This is a genomic window from Streptomyces sp. NPDC059373 (genome assembly GCF_042751495.1).
Classification (GTDB): Bacteria; Actinomycetota; Actinomycetes; order Streptomycetales; family Streptomycetaceae; genus Actinacidiphila.
The window spans coordinates 264,951-281,037 of the sequence record NZ_JBHYXC010000004.1 but is presented as its reverse complement, the minus strand read 5'-3'; the positions used below and the strand labels follow the sequence as shown (position 1 = coordinate 281,037).

At 70.3% G+C, this 16,087-nt stretch carries 14 protein-coding genes; 6 read left to right on the top strand and 8 right to left on the bottom strand.

Annotated elements, in window-relative coordinates; all coding sequences use genetic code 11:
* Window positions 1–115: 115 nt before the first annotated feature.
* Window positions 116–2,575: a glycoside hydrolase family 3 protein gene (locus ACFXJ5_RS11420; RefSeq protein WP_384630058.1), complete on the bottom strand. Its 2,460-nt coding sequence runs from the start codon at window positions 2,573–2,575 to the stop codon at window positions 116–118.
* A 167-nt stretch (window positions 2,576–2,742) separates the two neighbouring features.
* Here ACFXJ5_RS11420 and ACFXJ5_RS11415 point away from each other — a divergent pair, with 167 nt between their 5' ends.
* Window positions 2,743–3,360, top strand: coding sequence for a TetR/AcrR family transcriptional regulator (locus ACFXJ5_RS11415; RefSeq protein ID WP_384630056.1), 618 nt, complete (start codon window positions 2,743–2,745; stop codon window positions 3,358–3,360).
* 81 nt (window positions 3,361–3,441) lie between these two features.
* On the opposite strand, the gene ACFXJ5_RS11410 is transcribed toward ACFXJ5_RS11415, so the two are convergent.
* The 4 genes from ACFXJ5_RS11410 to ACFXJ5_RS11395 all read right to left on the bottom strand — a co-directional run bounded on the left by ACFXJ5_RS11410 (window position 3,442) and on the right by ACFXJ5_RS11395 (window position 7,216).
* Complete coding sequence (locus tag ACFXJ5_RS11410) at window positions 3,442–4,443, bottom strand: NADP-dependent oxidoreductase (RefSeq protein WP_384630054.1); 1,002 nt, start codon at window positions 4,441–4,443, stop codon at window positions 3,442–3,444.
* Window positions 4,444–4,656: 213 nt separating this feature from the next.
* Window positions 4,657–5,358 (bottom strand): SCO2400 family protein, encoded by a 702-nt coding sequence (locus ACFXJ5_RS11405; protein WP_459253984.1) that lies wholly within the window; start codon window positions 5,356–5,358, stop codon window positions 4,657–4,659.
* A 105-nt stretch (window positions 5,359–5,463) separates the two neighbouring features.
* A complete protein-coding gene (locus ACFXJ5_RS11400) occupies window positions 5,464–6,324 on the bottom strand; it encodes an SMP-30/gluconolactonase/LRE family protein (protein ID WP_384630080.1) in 861 nt (286 codons plus the stop codon).
* 115 nt (window positions 6,325–6,439) lie between these two features.
* On the bottom strand, window positions 6,440–7,216 hold the full coding sequence (locus ACFXJ5_RS11395) for an IclR family transcriptional regulator (protein WP_384630050.1): 777 nt from the start codon (window positions 7,214–7,216) through the stop codon (window positions 6,440–6,442).
* Window positions 7,217–7,501: 285 nt separating this feature from the next.
* Between ACFXJ5_RS11395 and ACFXJ5_RS11390 the strand changes: the two genes are divergently transcribed.
* Both ACFXJ5_RS11390 and glxA read left to right on the top strand, forming a co-directional pair.
* Window positions 7,502–9,352 (top strand): glycosyltransferase family 2 protein, encoded by a 1,851-nt coding sequence (locus ACFXJ5_RS11390; protein ID WP_384630048.1) that lies wholly within the window; start codon window positions 7,502–7,504, stop codon window positions 9,350–9,352.
* A 31-nt stretch (window positions 9,353–9,383) separates the two neighbouring features.
* Window positions 9,384–11,354, top strand: a complete 1,971-nt coding sequence (gene glxA, locus ACFXJ5_RS11385; protein WP_384630046.1) for a radical copper oxidase GlxA — start codon at window positions 9,384–9,386, stop codon at window positions 11,352–11,354.
* A 72-nt stretch (window positions 11,355–11,426) separates the two neighbouring features.
* Here the strand turns inward: glxA and ACFXJ5_RS11380 are convergent, their stop codons facing one another.
* On the bottom strand, window positions 11,427–12,467 hold the full coding sequence (locus tag ACFXJ5_RS11380) for a glycoside hydrolase family 6 protein (protein ID WP_384630044.1): 1,041 nt from the start codon (window positions 12,465–12,467) through the stop codon (window positions 11,427–11,429).
* A gap of 167 nt (window positions 12,468–12,634) precedes the next feature.
* Between ACFXJ5_RS11380 and ACFXJ5_RS11375 the strand changes: the two genes are divergently transcribed.
* Complete coding sequence (locus ACFXJ5_RS11375; protein ID WP_384630042.1) at window positions 12,635–12,889, top strand: chaplin; 255 nt, start codon at window positions 12,635–12,637, stop codon at window positions 12,887–12,889.
* A 65-nt stretch (window positions 12,890–12,954) separates the two neighbouring features.
* Here the strand turns inward: ACFXJ5_RS11375 and ACFXJ5_RS11370 are convergent, their stop codons facing one another.
* Window positions 12,955–14,289: a S8 family peptidase gene (locus ACFXJ5_RS11370; RefSeq protein ID WP_384630040.1), complete on the bottom strand. Its 1,335-nt coding sequence runs from the start codon at window positions 14,287–14,289 to the stop codon at window positions 12,955–12,957.
* Between the two features lie 173 nt (window positions 14,290–14,462).
* Between ACFXJ5_RS11370 and ACFXJ5_RS11365 the strand changes: the two genes are divergently transcribed.
* Window positions 14,463–14,891 (top strand): chaplin, encoded by a 429-nt coding sequence (locus ACFXJ5_RS11365; RefSeq protein WP_384630039.1) that lies wholly within the window; start codon window positions 14,463–14,465, stop codon window positions 14,889–14,891.
* Window positions 14,892–15,080: 189 nt separating this feature from the next.
* Here ACFXJ5_RS11365 and ACFXJ5_RS11360 read toward each other — a convergent pair whose 3' ends face one another.
* The gene (locus ACFXJ5_RS11360; RefSeq protein WP_384630037.1) at window positions 15,081–15,443 is read right to left on the bottom strand and encodes a hypothetical protein; all 363 of its coding nucleotides are present in this window, start codon (window positions 15,441–15,443) and stop codon (window positions 15,081–15,083) included.
* A 224-nt stretch (window positions 15,444–15,667) separates the two neighbouring features.
* Between ACFXJ5_RS11360 and ACFXJ5_RS11355 the strand changes: the two genes are divergently transcribed.
* Window positions 15,668–15,970: a hypothetical protein gene (locus ACFXJ5_RS11355; RefSeq protein WP_384630035.1), complete on the top strand. Its 303-nt coding sequence runs from the start codon at window positions 15,668–15,670 to the stop codon at window positions 15,968–15,970.
* The last annotated feature ends 117 nt before the right edge of the window (window positions 15,971–16,087 follow it).

The window sequence follows — 16,087 nt, the reverse complement described above, 5'->3', positions numbered from 1 at the left end:
TGTGCGGCATGCCGGGCAAGGCAACGGACGGACCCGTCACGCACGTAAATATGTCGGTCCAGGACCCCCAGCCCCGGAGGCCCCGGACCGGCACCGGCACCGGCAAAACCCAGAGTCAGATCGTGAGCGGAACACCAACGCGCCGGTCGGCAACGCTGCGTCCGGCCTCGACGGCGTACGTACCCGGAACGGTGGCCCAGGCGCAGGCTGCCTCGTCCCAGACCTGGAAGGCGCGCTCGGGGAGGACGACCTCCGCCTCGACGGTCTCGCCGGGCACGGCCCGGACAGACGCGAACCCGGCGAGCCACCGAGCCGGCCGCTCCACCGCTTCAGCGGAGGCACCCGCCGGCGCGACGTAGACCTGGACGACCTCACGACCGACCCGCAGCCCCGCGTTGCGCACCCGCACCCGCACCGTGGACCCGGTGAGCTCGATGGACTCGTAGGCCCACTCGGTGTACCCGAGCCCATGCCCGAAGGCGTACGCAGGAGCCACACCGGCCGCCCGCTCCCACGCCCGGTACCCGATGAAAACGCCCTCGTCGTACGACAGCTCACCCTTCGTCGGGACGACCTCACTCACCGGAACATCCTCGAACCGCACCGGCCACGTGCTCGGCAGCCGCCCCCCGGGCTCCGCCTCCCCCAGCAGGACATCCGCCAGCGCCGCCCCCGCCTCCTGCCCGGCGAACCAGCTGAGCAGCACCGCCGCCACGTCCTCGCGCCACGGAAGCTCCACTGGGGAGCCGGAGTTGACGATCACCACCGTCCGCGGGTTGACCGCGGCGACCGCCGCGACCAGCTCGTCCTGGCGGCCGGGCAGCCGCAGGTCCTTGCGGTCGAAGCCCTCGGACTCGACGCGCTCGGTGGTGGCGACCACGACGATCGCCGTGTCGGCGTCGCGCGCGGCCTCGACGGCCTCGGCGATCAACTCGTCCGCGTCGCGGGGCGGATTGCCGTGGACGAGGGAGAAGGCGACGGCGCGGATCGGCATGTCCTCGATCTTGAAGACGACGTACCCGAGTGAGACCTCGACCGCCTTGCCGGCCACGAGCGTGACCTCGCCCCGGTCCAGCGGTGCGCCGAAGAACGCCTCGAAAGGATCCGTCTCAGGGCCGAGTTCCTGGACGCCGTCGAAGACGACATGACCGTCGACAACCAGCTTGAACCCACCCAGCCCCCGGGTCCCGAAGTGGTGGGCGCCGGACTCACGCGGGGTGAAGGTGCCGGTGATCTCGACGCTGTACAGAGCGTCGTACGTGACGCCCTCGGGCAGGTCGTTGCCCATCCACTGCACCTGGCCGCCCGGCAGGGAGGACGTGCCGATGACCTGGCCGTCGGCGTCCCGGCAGACGGCTCGCAGCTCGAACCCCTGCTCGGCCGCGCCGAGTTCCTCGCTGGGGTCGGCGCCGACGGCGTACGTCAGCGCGCCCTCGGGCAGGGCCGCGGTGAGGCCGTCGAGCGGCGAGACGACGTGGTCGGGAAAGACCTGCGCGGAGCCGCCGCCGAGAACGCGTGCGTCGCGCGCGGCCGCGCCGATGAGGGCGACCTTGCGGGTCCGGGCGGCGTCCAGCGGCAGGGCCGCATCCTCATTGCGTACGAGGACGAAGGAGCGGCGGGCGATCTCGCGGGCGAGGGCGTCGCCGTCGATCCCGGCGGGGCGGTCGGCCTCCGCGACGGCGGCCGGAGCGGTGTCGAGGATCCCGACCCTCGCAGCCAGCCGCAGCACATTCCGTACGGCGTCGTCGACGACCGACTCCTCGACCTGCCCGTCCCGTACGGCGGCGGCGAGCGCCTCGCCGTAGACGGTCATCGGGCCGGGCATGGCCACGTCGAGCCCGCCCCGGATGGCACCGACGGTGTCACGCGCGGCCATCCAGTCGGAGACGATGTAGCCGTCGAAGCCCCACTCGCCGCGCAGGACCTCGTTCTGGAGGTAGCGGTGCTCGGTCATGGTGTGGCCGTTGACCGAGTTGTAGGCGGCCATGATGCCCCAGGGGTGGGCGTTCTTGACGATGGCCTCGAAGGGGGCGAGGTAGAGCTCGCGCAGAGCCCGGGCGCCGACGAGGTTGTCCACCGTGAAACGATCCGTCTCGGCGTCGTTGGCGACGAAGTGCTTGACCGTGGTGCCGACGCCGCCCTCCTGGACACCGGCGACATACCCGCCGCCGATCTCACCAGTGAGGTACGGGTCCTCGGAGTACGCCTCGAAGTGCCGGCCGCCCAGCGGCGACCGGTGCAGGTTGACGGTCGGGGCGAGCAGCACGTGGACCCCCTTGCGGCGGGCCTCCTGAGCCAGCAGATTTCCGGCCCGCCGCGCCAGCGAGGGGTCCCAGGTCGCGGCGAGCGCGGTGGGGCTGGGCAGCGCGACGGAGGGGTCGTCGGCCGTCCAGCGCACACCGCGCACACCGACCGGGCCGTCCGACATCACCAGCGAGCCCAGTCCGATCTCGGGCACCGCGGGCAGCGACCACATGTCCTGCCCGGCCAGCAGTCCTGCCTTGGTGTCGAGGTCGAGCTTGCCGAGCGCGGCCTCGACGGCGTTCGCGCGCTCGATGTCAGGACTGGTGCTCATGGAGCCAACTCCCTTATGAGGGTGGGCGAAAGCAGGGCCGAGCGGAGAAACGCCCGTGTCACCTGGTGGACATCCTGAACCGGGCGACCTATTGATCGGTAGGGGTTGTTATGCTTACGTTATAACCAAACCTCCACGGCCCGAACACGCAAGCTAGGCTCACAAACGTGAAAGCACACGACAGCGGCCGCGGACTCGGGCGCGCGACGCGCAACGAGGACCGCAAGGCGGAGATCATCCAGGCCGCCCTGGAGGTCATCGCCGAGCGCGGCTACCGGGGTGCCTCCCTCGCGGCGGTCGCCGAACGCGTGGGCCTCACCCAGCAGGGGCTGCTGCACTACTTCCCCACCAAGGAAGCGCTGCTCATCGCCGTGCTGGAGATCCGGGACCAGTGGGACATGGCCTCCGCCGCCATGGCCGGCAGCGCCTGGCCGATGGAGATGATGGCCAACCTCGTCGAGTACAACGCCACCCGCCCCGGCATCGTCCAGGTCTTCACCGTCCTCGCCGGCGACAGCGTCACCGAGGACCACCCCGCCCGCGAGTACTTCAAGGACCGCTACAGCTGGGTCCGCCGCAACGCGGTCGAGTCCCTCCGCAACGAGTACGGCGACGAACTCCCCGGCGGCCTCACCCCCGAGCAGGCCGCGCCGCTGCTGGTCGCCATCATGGACGGCCTCCAGGTCCAGTGGCTGCACGACCCGGAGGCGGTGGACATGCCGGCGTCCTTCCGCGACTTCGTGAGGTTGCTGACGGACGAAGCGCCGAAGACGCAGAAGACGTAACAAAACGCAACAAGACACAACAGCAAGGCGTAAGGACCGCCCTCCCAGGGAGGGCGGTCCTTACGCCTTCGCAGCCAATCGCTACAGCTTGACCAGCATCTTGCCGGTGTTCTCGCCCCGCAGGAGGCCGAAGAAGGCCTCCAGGTTGTTCTCGATGCCCTCGACCACCGTCTCGCGGTAGTGCAGCTTGCCCTCGGCGAGCCAGCCGCCGACCTCCTGGACGAACTGCGGCTGGAGGTCGTACTGGTCGCCGACCAGGAAGCCCTCGATGCGCAGCCGGTTCTGGAGGACCTTCGCCATGTTGCGCGGGCCGGGGGTGGGCTCGGTGGCGTTGTACTGGGCTATCAGGCCGCAGATGGCGATGCGGCCGCGCAGATTGAGGGCGCCGATGGCCGCTTCGAGGTGCTCGCCGCCGACGTTGTCGAAGTAGACGTCGATGCCGTCGGGCGCGGCCGCCGCGAGCTGCTCGGCGACGGGGCCCTTCTTGTAGTTGAAGGCCGCGTCGAAGCCGTACTCCTCGACGAGCAGCTTGACCTTCTCGTCGGAGCCCGCACTGCCGATGACCCGCGACGCGCCCTTGAGCTTGGCGATCTGCCCCACCTGGCTGCCCACCGCGCCGGCCGCGCCGGACACGAAGACCGCCTCGCCCTCCTTGAAGGCCGCGACCCGCAGCAGGCCCGCGTACGCCGTCAGGCCGGTCATCCCGAGCACGCCGAGGTAGGTGCTGAGCGGCGCCAGTGACGGGTCGACCTTGACCGTGGACTTCGCGTTCACCAGGGCGAACTCGCGCCACCCGTCGAAGTGCAGCACATGGTCGCCGGGCGCGAAGCCCTCCGCGTTCGAGGCGACGACCTCGCCGACCGCGCCGCCCTGCATGGGCCGGTCCAGGTCGAACGGCGCCGCGTAGGACTTGGCGGCATTCATCCTGCCGCGCATGTACGGGTCCACGGAGACGTACTCGTTGCGCACCAGGAGCCGGCCCGGGCCGGGCTCGCCGACCTCGGTCTCGCGCAGGGCGAAGTCCTCCGGCTTCGGCCACCCGTGGGGGCGGGCGACCAGGTGCCATTCACGACTCTTCGGCATGAGGGGGATGCCTTTCAAAAGGTTGAGGTTCTTAACAAACGGTGCCCTTGATGTTTCATGATGTCAAATAAATCGGAGCCCACTACCCCCCGACGCGACCCCGCGCAGCCGGCGCGGACCAAGGAAACGCCCCGCGGAACCCGCAGAACCCGCGGAACCCGCGGAACCCGCGGAACCCAAGGAACCCGCGGGACCTACAGAGGGGGACACCCCTCAGCTGCACCACCACAGCACACGCGTGCACGTCGGCGAGGGCGACGGAGACTTCGTGGTGGGCGTCGGATCCGCCGAGGTGGGGTCGGACGCCGGGGCTGACGTGGCGGCCGAGGTCGTCGCGGGGGCGGTGGTGATGTCGCCGGAGGCGGTGGCCGTGCCGGTGGCCGACGCGGAGGCGCTGGCGGAGGCCTTGGCCTTCTTCTTGGCGCTGGCGGAGGCGGACGCCGACACGTCGGACAGGGGATCGACCGACGTCCCGCTGCCGGCGCTGCCGGAGGCCCCCGGCGAAGCGCTGGCGCCGTCCTTGCCGTTGGCGGTACTGGAGTCGGCGGACGAGGAGTCCGTGGCGGTGGCACCGCTGACGTAGCTGACGATGGGCAGTTCGGCGACGCTCACGCCGACGAGGAGCACGATCCCGGCGCCGACCACCGAGCCGACGACCAGCCGCGACCGGCTGCGCCCCCGCGCCCGGCGGGAACCGCGCGACGAGCGACCGCCGCCGCGCTGCTCGGCACGGCGCCGTGCGGCGCGGCCGCCGCCCTCGTCCACCGCCGACTGGACTCCGTCGTCGGCGCCACCGGACGCGGGCGCGCCGGCAGCCGCGGCCACGCGCGCGCCGAGTTCCTCAGCGGGCGTGCCACACCCCGGGCATGACAGGGCGCCATTGATGTGCCGTCGGCAGGCGGAGCAGTAGTCCATATTCCGGGCACAATATGTGACTACTCCGCAGAGCGTGCATAAGAGTTGCTCACGATCCCGTGTGGATGTCGTGAAGCCTGTGACGTATGGGTTTACGTCTGGGCTTCAGCCCGCAAATGGAACATCCGGCATACCCTGCCCCGCATCGGGCACCACCAGCACCGATCCGGCGAGCGGCTGTTCGGCCAGCGCGCGTTCGCCGAGCCCCGTGGTGGCGGTCGTGATGTAGAGGTCGGTGAGCTGCGGACCGCCGAAGGCACACGCGGTCGGGCGCCCGGCCGGCACCTCGACGACGCGGTCGAGCTTGCCCTTGGGGGTGTAGCGACGCACCGCGGAGCCGTCCCACAGGGCGACCCAGACGCAGCCGTCGGCGTCCACGGTGAGGCCGTCGGGGAAGCCGGCGCCGTCCTCGACGGTGGCGAAGGTGCGGCGCTTGCGCAGGTCGCCGGTGCCGGGGTCCGCGTCGAAGACGTCGACGCGCCGGGTGGGGCTGTCCACGTAGTACATCAGGGTGCCGTCGGGGCTCCAGTCGGTGCCGTTGCTGACGCTGACGTCGTCCAGGACCGGGACCGCGGTGCCGTCCGGGAGGACCCGGCGCAGGGTGCCGCCGCCGGGGGCCTCGTCGTACCGCATGGTGCCGGCCCAGAGTGCGCCGACGGCGTCCACGGCCGCGTCGTTGCCCCGCCGGCCCGGCACCGGCTCGCGGTGCAGCCAGCGGAAGGCGCCGTCGGCGTCGTAGAGCCCCACGCCGTCGCGGAGGTTGACCACGATGCCGCCGCCGGCGCGCGGCTTGGCGGCGCCGACGTGCTGTTCGGTGGCCATCAGGGACTCCCCGCCGGACCCGGGGTCGTACCAGTGGACCCGCGAGGCGAGGATGTCCACCCAGATCAGCCGGGCGGCCACCGGATCCCAGGTCGGTCCCTCACCCAGTACCGCATCGGCCTTGAAGGCCAGCTCTATCGCCATGCTCACGCTCTTCCCTCCCGGGCGGCGGCCCCGGTTGACCTGGCACGTCCCGCCTTACGCCTGCCCGGTGCACCCGGCACGCAAGTCGGCACGCAAGCCGACGCCCAAGCCGCTCTCACAGCGCGCGCCCCCGGTGGCCGAGCCGCTCCGACAGCTCGGCGGCGCCCTTGACCGCCAACTCCGTCAGCTCGGTCAGCCGCTCCTCGCTCCAGCGGATCATCGGTACGGAGATGCTGAGCGCGGCCACGACCTGTCCGGCCGAATCCCTCACGGGCGCGGCGACGCACGACACGTCGGGGTTGGACTCACGCTGCTCGACGGCGATGCCGCGCTCGCGGATCGCGGCCAGTTCGCGGCGCAGTTCATGCGGCGAGGTGATGCTGTGCGGGGTCATCGCGGCGAGCGGCCGGTCCTCGGGGAGCCGGGCGTCCAGGGCATCGGGGCGCAGCGAGGCGAGCAGCATCTTGCCGACCGAGGTGCAGTGGGCGGGCAGTCGCCGTCCGGCGGCGGAGACCATCCGTACCGCGTGCGTGCTGTCGACCTTGGCGATGTAGATGACGTCGGTGCCTTCGAGTATCGCGACGTGCACCGTCTCGTCGCAGGTCTCGGCGACCGCGCGGGCCACCTGCTGCCCCTCGGCGGCCAGGTCCAGCTGCTCGGCGTAGCGGCTGCCGAGCTGGTACGGCCGTACCCCGAGCCGGTAGCGGCCGGGCTGTCCGGGCAACGGCACGAGATAGTTGCGGGCGGCGAGCGTGGTGACGAGTTCGTGCACCGTGGTGCGCGGCAGACCGAGCTTGCGGGTGATCTCGGGCGCGGACATGGTGCCGTCGCCTTCGAGGAAGAGCTCCAGGATGTCCAGGGCTCGGGTAACGGCTGGTACCAGGCGTCCCATCTCTGCTCTCTCCGACGACGTGTTCGAGTGATCCGGGCGTTCGAGATTCCGGAAGTTGATCGGTATGGCGAACGCGAGCGTACGCAGCGTATCGGCCGCCGCCTTTCCTCAGCAATGGTCCCGCCACCCCTGACGCCACGCCGAAGATCCGTCTGTCCGTTAAACGATAAGGATGATTTGTTAGCTTCTGTAAGCCGATCTCCCCATCATCACATTTGTTTTCGTTACAGGTAATAGCTCCAGATTCCTTGCCATTTCTCCCCTCACAACGCCTACGGGGGTGTCGTGACGATCTCGCCGAGCAGCACCCGGCCGACCACCGACCACCAGCCCACGATCGTGCCGGCCCCCGCGTCGGAGGCCGAAGAGGCCGCTGACCCGGGGGCGGATTCCGTTCCCGTGTACGACTACGAGCGCTTCAGCCGCCTCGCGGGACCCCTCACAGAACCCGAACTGAAGCCCGGTCAGACTTATCGCGTCCAGTACCGCAGCCTGCTCGCCGAGAGCCCGCACAAGGTACGCACCGCCTTACTGCTCGCCGCCGCACCGGTGGTCTCCCTCCTGCTGCTCGTCTGGCTGATGCAGCCGCAGCACTGGGTCCACCGCCAGTACGTACCGCCGTGGGCGACCATCGCCGACAACGTGATGCTGGTGTCGATCGGGCTCATCGAGCTCTTCCGCGTGGTCACCGTCGTCTCCAACGCGCACGCCACCCTCGTCGCGCGCGACCCGGTGCCGGTCACCGCCGAACCCGGTACCCGGGTCGCCTTCCTGACCACCTTCGTGCCGGGCAAGGAGCCGCTGGAGATGGTCCGCGCCACCCTGGAGGGCGCGGTCGGGCTCCGCCACGACGGCCCGCTGGACGTCTGGCTGCTGGACGAGGGCGACGACCCCGAGGTCAAGCGGTTCTGCGACCGGCTCGGCGTGCACCACTTCACCCGCAAGGACATCGAGAGGTGGAACCAGCCCAAGGGCGCCTTCCGCGCGAAGACCAAGCACGGAAACTACAACGCCTGGCTCGACGCCCACGGCGACGCCTACGACTTCATGGCCTGCGTCGACACCGACCACATCCCGCTGCCCAACTTCCTTGAGCGGATGCTCGGCTACTTCCGCGACCCCGATGTCGCCTTCGTCGTCGGCCCCCAGGTCTACGGCAACTACGACACCCCCGTCACCAAGGCCGCCGAAAGCCAGCAGTTCCTCTTCCACGCCCTCATCCAGCGGGCCGGCAACGCCTACGGCTCCCCCATGTTCGTCGGCACCAACAACGTGGTCCGGGTCTCCGTGCTCCAGCAGATCGGCGGCCTGTACGACTCCGTCACCGAGGACATGGCCACCGGCCTGGAGATCCACGGCACCCGCAACCCCGAGTCCGGCCGCGCCTGGCGCTCGGTCTACACCCCCGACGTGCTCGCCGTCGGCGAGGGCCCGTCGTCCTGGACCGACTTCTTCAGCCAGCAACTGCGCTGGAGTCGGGGAACGTACGAGACCGTGCTCAAGCAGTTCTGGAAAGCGCCGTTCGTCCTGTCCCCCGGCAGGCTGCTCAACTACGCGCTGATGGTCACGTACTACCCGATGTCGGCCGTCAACTGGATGCTCGGCGCCCTGTCCTGCACCCTCTTCCTGGTCCTCGGGGCCTCGGGCGTGCACATCGAGTCCTCGGTCTGGCTGATGCTCTACAGCGACGCCGCCGCCCTGCAGATCGGCCTCTACATCTGGAACCGGCGGCACAACGTCAGCCCGCACGAGCCCGAGGGCTCGTCGGGCGCGGCCGGGATGGTCATGTCGGCGCTGTCCGCCCCGCTCTACACCCGGTCCCTGGCCGAGGCACTGGTGCGCCGCAGGTCCGGCTTCGTGGTCACCCCGAAGGGTGACTCGGCCAGCCCGGACCGGATCGCCACCTTCCGCATCCACCTCTTCTGGGCGGCTGTCTTCGGCGGTTCGCTCATCGCCTCCTTCTTCCTCGGCCACACCCATGTCGCGATGCGCACCTGGGCGGCCCTGGCCCTGACCATCGCCCTCTCCCCCGTCGCGGCATGGCAGGGCGCGGTACACCGCGACCGGATCCGCGCACGCCGCCGGGAGAAGGCCGCCGCCGCATCCCGCCCGCTCGAACAGCACAGCCCCGCGTAGAACAGCACAGCCCCGCGTAAAGGAATCCGCCGTGAGGTACCGCCCCAGCCCACAGCTCCGCAAGACCGCGCTCGGTGCCACCGCACTCGTCGCCCTGGCCGGCCTGAACGCCCCGGCCGCCGTCGGCTTCGCCGAGCGCGCCTACCACCACTACAAGATCAATCAGCCCGGGTACAAGGCCGTGTACGGCCACTGGGACCTGCTGGACGTGCCGCAGCAGTTCCGGATCAACGCCATTCACGCGGCCCTGCTGCACACCGGCAAGGTGCTGCTGATCGCCGGCTCCGGCAACGACCAGCGCAACTTCAACGCGGGCAAGTTCCAGAGCATCCTGTGGGACCCGTCGGACAACTCCTTCAAGGAGATCAACACCCCCAAGGACATGTTCTGCGCGGGCCATGCCCAACTGCCCGACGGCAAGCTCCTGGTGGCCGGCGGCACCGCCCGCTACGAGAAGCTGGGCGGCGACGTCACCCGGGCCGGCGGCGCCATGCTCATCAAGAACGAGGACCCCGACAAGCCCCGCCTCTTCCGCAAGGGCACCATCTTCCGCGGCGCCTCCGGCCGGGAGTACCGCTCGCTCTTCGACGTGCTCGTACCGCGCGCCTCGAAGAAGATCACCAAGGCCAAGGCCAAGGGCAAGGGCAAGGGCAAGAACAGGGCCAAGTCCACCGTCAAGGTCACCGCCAGTGAGGCCCGCGTCTACGTCGAGGCCACCGTCCAGGGCGAGAAGGGCATCAGCAACACCGCCGACCAGTACGAGATCCCCGGCCTCAAGGGCAAGGACAAGGACAACCTCTACGGGCTCGCCGCCAAGCTCGGCCTCGACAAGAAGGACTTCCAGGGGCTGCGCGAGGCATACGAATTCGATCCCGTCGCCGAGCGGTACATCCCGGTCGACTCCATGACCGAGGCCCGCTGGTACCCGACGCTGGTCACCCTCAAGGACGGCCGGGTGCTCGCCGTCTCCGGCCTCGACGACATGGGCGAGATCATCCCCGGCAGGAACGAGATCTTCGACCCCAAAACCCGTAAGTGGTCCAAGGGCCCCGACCGCTACTTCCCCACCTACCCGGCCCTCTTCCTCACCCAGGGCGGCGACCTGTTCTACTCCGGCTCCAACGCCGGCTACGGACCCGCCGACAAGGGCCGCGTCCCCGGCATCTGGAACCTGAAGAAGAACACCTTCGCCAAGGTCCCCGGGCTGACGAAGGCCGACCAGACCGAGACCTCCGCCTCCGTCCTCCTGCCCCCCGCCCAGCGCCAGCGCTTCATGCTGCTCGGCGGCGGCGGAGTCGGCGAGTCCCACAACTCCACCCCCCGGACCGCCCTGGTCGACCTCAAGGCGAAGAAGCCGCGCTACGAGGACGGTCCCGACCTGCCCGAGGGCACCCGCTATCTGAACGCCGTCCTCACCCCCGACGACACCGTGTTCACCACCGGCGGCTCCGGCGACTACCGCGGCAAGCGGGCCAGCGACATCCTCAAGGCCCAGTTCTACGACCCCGCCACGAACGCCTTCTCCTCCGCCGCCGCCCCGACCGTCGGCCGCGACTACCACACCGAGGCCCTGCTCCTCCCCGACGGCCGCATCGCGGTGTTCGGCTCCAACCCCCTCTTCGCCGACAAGGACGACACCCAGCCAGGCGTCTTCGAGCAGCGCATCGAGGTCTACACCCCTCCTTACCTGTACGGCGACCAGAGCGCCCGCCCGCGTCTGTCCCAGCGCGTCCTCCGGCTGGAGCGCGGCGGCTCCACCAAGCTCGACGTCACCGACCCGGCCGGGGTGGCCACGGCCCGCCTCATGCGGCCCAGCGCCGTCACGCACGCGACGGACGTCGAGCAGCGCTCCGTCGAACTGACCATCCGGAGGAAGGGCGTCGGCTCGCCGAGCGTACGGATCCCCGACGACCCGACGCTGGTGCCCACCGGCTGGTACATGCTCTTCGTCACGAACGCCGACGGCACGCCGTCCCACGCCCAGTGGGTGCACGTGAGCTGAACCGGCCCGAACCGCGAGCACGCGAAGCGCCCCCGGCCACCGGGCCGGGGGCGCTCCGTGCGGTTCGGGGAGCTACTGCGCCATCGGGTTGAACGGGGACCCCGGCAGGGTGAGGGACGCGCGGGCGAGTTCGAGGGCGTAGGAGGTCCACCACTGGCCGGCGGGCGGGGCGCCGCGGCACGCGCCGTCGGACTCGCCGGGGCGCTTGACCCAGAGGTAGGCGTCGACGAGGGCACTGCCGGTGGCCGTGGTGGGCGCCTGGCCGAGGGCGCGGTTCGGCGGGTTGCACCAGGTCTCGGGGTCGTTCGGGGCGAGCCAGGGGCCGTTGCCGTTGCGGCTGGTGTCGATGACGTAGTGGACGCCGCCGAGCTGGGCGGACAGCTTGTCCCCGTAGGCCTTGCTGACCTGTGTGGTCTGGAAGTTGGACACGTTCAGCGCGAAGCCGTCCGCGTCCCGGACCCCGGCCTGCCACAGCGCCTCGACCAGCTCGCGCTGGTCGGGGATCCACCCGGCGTTGCCCGCGTCCAGATAGACCTTCGTACGCGGCAGCGCCTTGAGCGTCTTCACCGCCTCGCCGATCAGCTCCAGCCGGTTGCCCTCCAGCTCGGCGCCCGGGCAGCCGGTGACCAGTTGCGCGACGGCGTCCGGCTCGAGGACCACCAGGGCCTTGCGGTCCTGGATGCCGGCGGCGAGCCGCCGGACCCACCGCCGGTAGGCGTACGAGCTGGGGGCGCCGCCCGCCGAGTAGTAGCCGCAGTCGCGGTACGGGATGTCGTAGGCGGCGATGACCGGGATGCGGTCCTGGTAGGCGGCGGCGGTGGTGATCCGGCGGACCTCGTCCTCGGGGTCGCGGTCGCCGACCCAGGTGGCCATCGGCTGATCGGCGATACGGCGCAGCAGGGCGGCGTCCTGCTGCCTGCCCCGCGCCTCCCAGGCCTCGGCCTGGCGGGCGGCCCGGCTGTCCGGATTGACCCAGAACGGTGAGGCGGCCGGGGGAACGGTGTCGGTGTGGATGGCGGTGTCATCGGCGGCCACGGGAGCCGCCATCGCAAGGCCGCAGGCGAGCAGGGCGGCCGTGACGAGGGATCCCGTCGAGGTTCGTTCCTTTCGCATGTGATCAACCGTCACATGCGCATGCGCCACCCGCCGCTTATGATGCGCCGAACGTGCACCGAAATCTGACGATACGTCACGACACGCCCCTTCGGGTGACACCACGCATCCAGCCCGGACCGGCTTCGTTGAGCAGGATCCACACGTGACCAATGAAAGGGACGATCGTGAATCGTATCTCCAGGGCCGCCGTCCTGACCGTCGCCGCGGGCTCGGCCGTACTCGGCACCGCCGGCGGGGCCATGGCCCACGACGGCCGCCACGGAGCCTCCGCGGAGGCCATTGCCGCCGGCTCCCCCGGTGTCGTCAGCGGCAACGTGATCCAGGTCCCGATCGACATCCCGATCAACCTCTGCGGCAACACCATCAACGGCCTCGCCTTCCTCAACCCGGCGATCGGCAACGTCTGCATCAACGGCTGACAGCGCACACCGGAGGCCGCCGGCGAGGATGTCCTCTCCGGCGGCCTCCGGCGTGTTCGGGGCGGCTACAGGCCGTTCGTGTAGGCGAAGAGCCGCGCGGTGCCGTACCCCCCGTCGAGCGGGACGTTCCGCGTCGCGTTGCCCGACAGCCACTTGGACAGCGTCGCGAAGTCCGTATCGCCGTACGTGTCCTTGTAGAGCGCCGCGATCCCGGCCACGTGCGGCGCGGCCATCGCGGTGCCGTCCATGGTGCGGAAGGTGCCGTTGAGGAACGAGGACAGGATGTCCGTACCCGGCGCGTGGATGTCGACGCAGGGTCCCCAGTTGCTGAACCAGGCCCGGTGGTCGGTCTCGTCGATGGCTCCGACGGCGAAGGCCTGCGGGGAGCTGGCCGGGGAGACGAAGCAGGCGTTGATGTTGTCGTTGCCCGCCGCGACGACCGGGAAGACCCCGGCCTTCGACAGGCCCTCGACGGCCCGGTTGGCGGCGAGTGACCACCGACCGGCCACCGAGATGTTGGCGACGGCCGGCTTCGCCGCGTGCCCGGCCACCCAGTCGATCCCCGCGATGAGGGCGGAGTTCGTGGTCCGCGAGGCGCAGGGGAACACCCGTACGGAGACCAGTCGGGTCTTGCGGGCGACCCCGGTGTAGCTGCCGCCGACGGTCCCCGCCACATGCGTGCCGTGGCCGTTGCAGTCCGCGCCGTTGTGGCCGTCGTTGATGGCGTCGTAGCCGGGCACCGCCCGCCCCCCGAAGTCGGGGTGCGAGTACTCGATGCCGGTGTCGATGATGTACGACGTCACCTTGGCGCCGGTGGCCTTGACGGAGTAGCCGATGCCGTCCAGCGTCCGGTGGTTGATCCGGGTCAGCCCCCAGGGCACGAAGCCGCCGAGGCTGCGCCGCGACTGCTGGGCGCCCGGGGACGCGGCAGGCGGCGTGACAGGGGCCGCGGAGCCCGCCGGGGCTGCGGGGGCGGCCGGCGTTGCCGGGGTCTTCGCCGGGGCCTCCGGCACCTGTGTCGGGGCCGCGGGGGCGGCGGCCTCGGGCAGGTCGGGGGGCTCCAGGTCGTTGTCGGACGGGGCGTCCTCGCCCTCCGGGATGGTGACCACCGTGTCCTGCTCCACCTCGTCGACCCCGGCGGCCCCTCGCACCTTGGCGAGCTGGGCGGCGGTGAACTTCGCGGCGAAGCCCGGCAGCGCGTGGCCGTACACGTACAGCGGCTTGACGCGGAGCTTGTTCAGCACCGCCGAAGGGGCCGTGCCCGCGGTCAGGGTGACGATGTACTGCCCGGGGACGGCGCCCGGCGTCTCCCTGAGCGGCTCGGCGTGCGCGGTGGCCGGTATCACGGCGATCAGGGCTGCGGCGGCTGTCCATAGCGAGACCCTGCGGGACTTGTACATGCGTAAGGCTCCTTGACCGGACGGAATCTGATCGCCCCCCAGATTCTGGTTACCAGCAGTTCACCCGTGCGGCGCGGTCCCGGGGGCCAACCGGGTGATGCCGCGCATCTGCTGAAATATCCGCTCGTTGACCAGTGCGATCCCCCGATCATGATCAACGAAAGGAACCACTCGTGAAGCGTCTCTCCAAGGCCGCAGTGCTGACCGTCGCGGCGGGCGCCGCCATTCTCGGCACCGCCGGAGGCGCCGTCGCCCACGACGGCCACAGCGGCGCGTCGGCCGAGGCCAAGGCGATCGGCTCCCCGGGCGTACTGAGCGGCAATGTCATCCAGGTTCCGGTCAACGTGCCGATCAACGTCTGCGGCAACTCGATCGACCTCATTCTCGCCATCGCGAACCCCGCGATCGGCAACGTCTGCATCAACGGCGGCGGCGGCGGCCACCACGAGGACCGTGGCCACGACCGTGACCGCGGCCACGACAACGGCCACGACAACAACTGGGGTCACGACGACCGCGGTCACGACAACAACTGGGGTCACGACAACGGCCACGACCGTGGCCACGACAACGGCCACGACTGGGACCACAACCACCACTAGTAGGACCGTACGAAGGCCGCCGGGCGGACCCCGGCGGCCTTCTGCTTGCCGCCATTCCGGTGAACGGGCGTGTCCACCGTCCTGACGGGCCGTTTACCAGGTGCGTGCAGCCAACAGCAGAGGCCGCCGGAGCCACTCCTCCTCTCCGGCGGCCTCTTTCGTCGCATTTCGTGGTACTCGACCGCTCGCCTACCCGGTCAGCGCCGACAGCTTGGACGCCGCGGCGCCCACCGCGTTCGTCGCGGCCTCACCAGGCCGGGTGTCCCGGGCGGACAGAATGCCGAACGGGCCGAAGTCGAGCCTCTGGTCGCCCACCTTGGGATTCCGCTCCGGCATGGGCACGTTCGCCCGTTGCGGCGCCAGCGCGGCATCCTTGACCTGGCCCGGGACCGAGCGCACGGCCTTGACCACCGGCTCCGGGGCCGACAGAACGGAGGGCGCCAGCCCTCCGTGCGGGCCGCCCGGCAGTTCGGCCGCCGCGGCGCCCGAGGCCGATGCGGTGGCCCCGCAGAGCGCGAGGATGACCACGCCGGCCCCCTTGGAGATGTTCACGGATTTCCTTTCCTTCCGTACGTCAGGGCACTCCCTTGTCAACGAACGCGAGCGCCCGCAGAGCACGGGCACCACCCGTCCGGGCCATGAGCCGGACGGGTGACGCTTCGCATCCCATGCGAAAAACGGTCGTTGACCAGGGCGATCAAGGCCGGGATCAGTCAGCGGGGACACCTGCGTCAACGGCTGACCAACCCCCCGAAAAGCTCAGGAGCATTCGCACCATGCTGAAGAAGGCACTCGCCGTCGCCACCCTCGCTGTCGCCAGCACAGGCGCCGCGGCGGCCATCGCGCCCGCCGCCCAGGCCTCCGACAACGGCGGCGGCGCTTACTCGCAGAACGTCAACGTGCTGCCGCACCTCTGCGTTGACGTGAAGGATGTCCTCAACGGTGTTGGCGGGGTCGCCGTTCCTGTGCAGGCCCTCAACAGCTACCAGGGCCAGCAGTGCAACGAGAAGAGCATCCACGTCGACAAGCACAAGGAAGGTCTGTCGGACTTCGCCGACGTCGGCGCCCACCAGAACTGAACCGGGCTCCCCGGCGGTCGTCCCGCGTATGCGGGGCGGCCGCTTTCCTGTGTCCGTACCCAGCAAGATCCGTACCCAACAAGATCCGTACAAAGCGAGAAGACAAAAGCCTTGTCC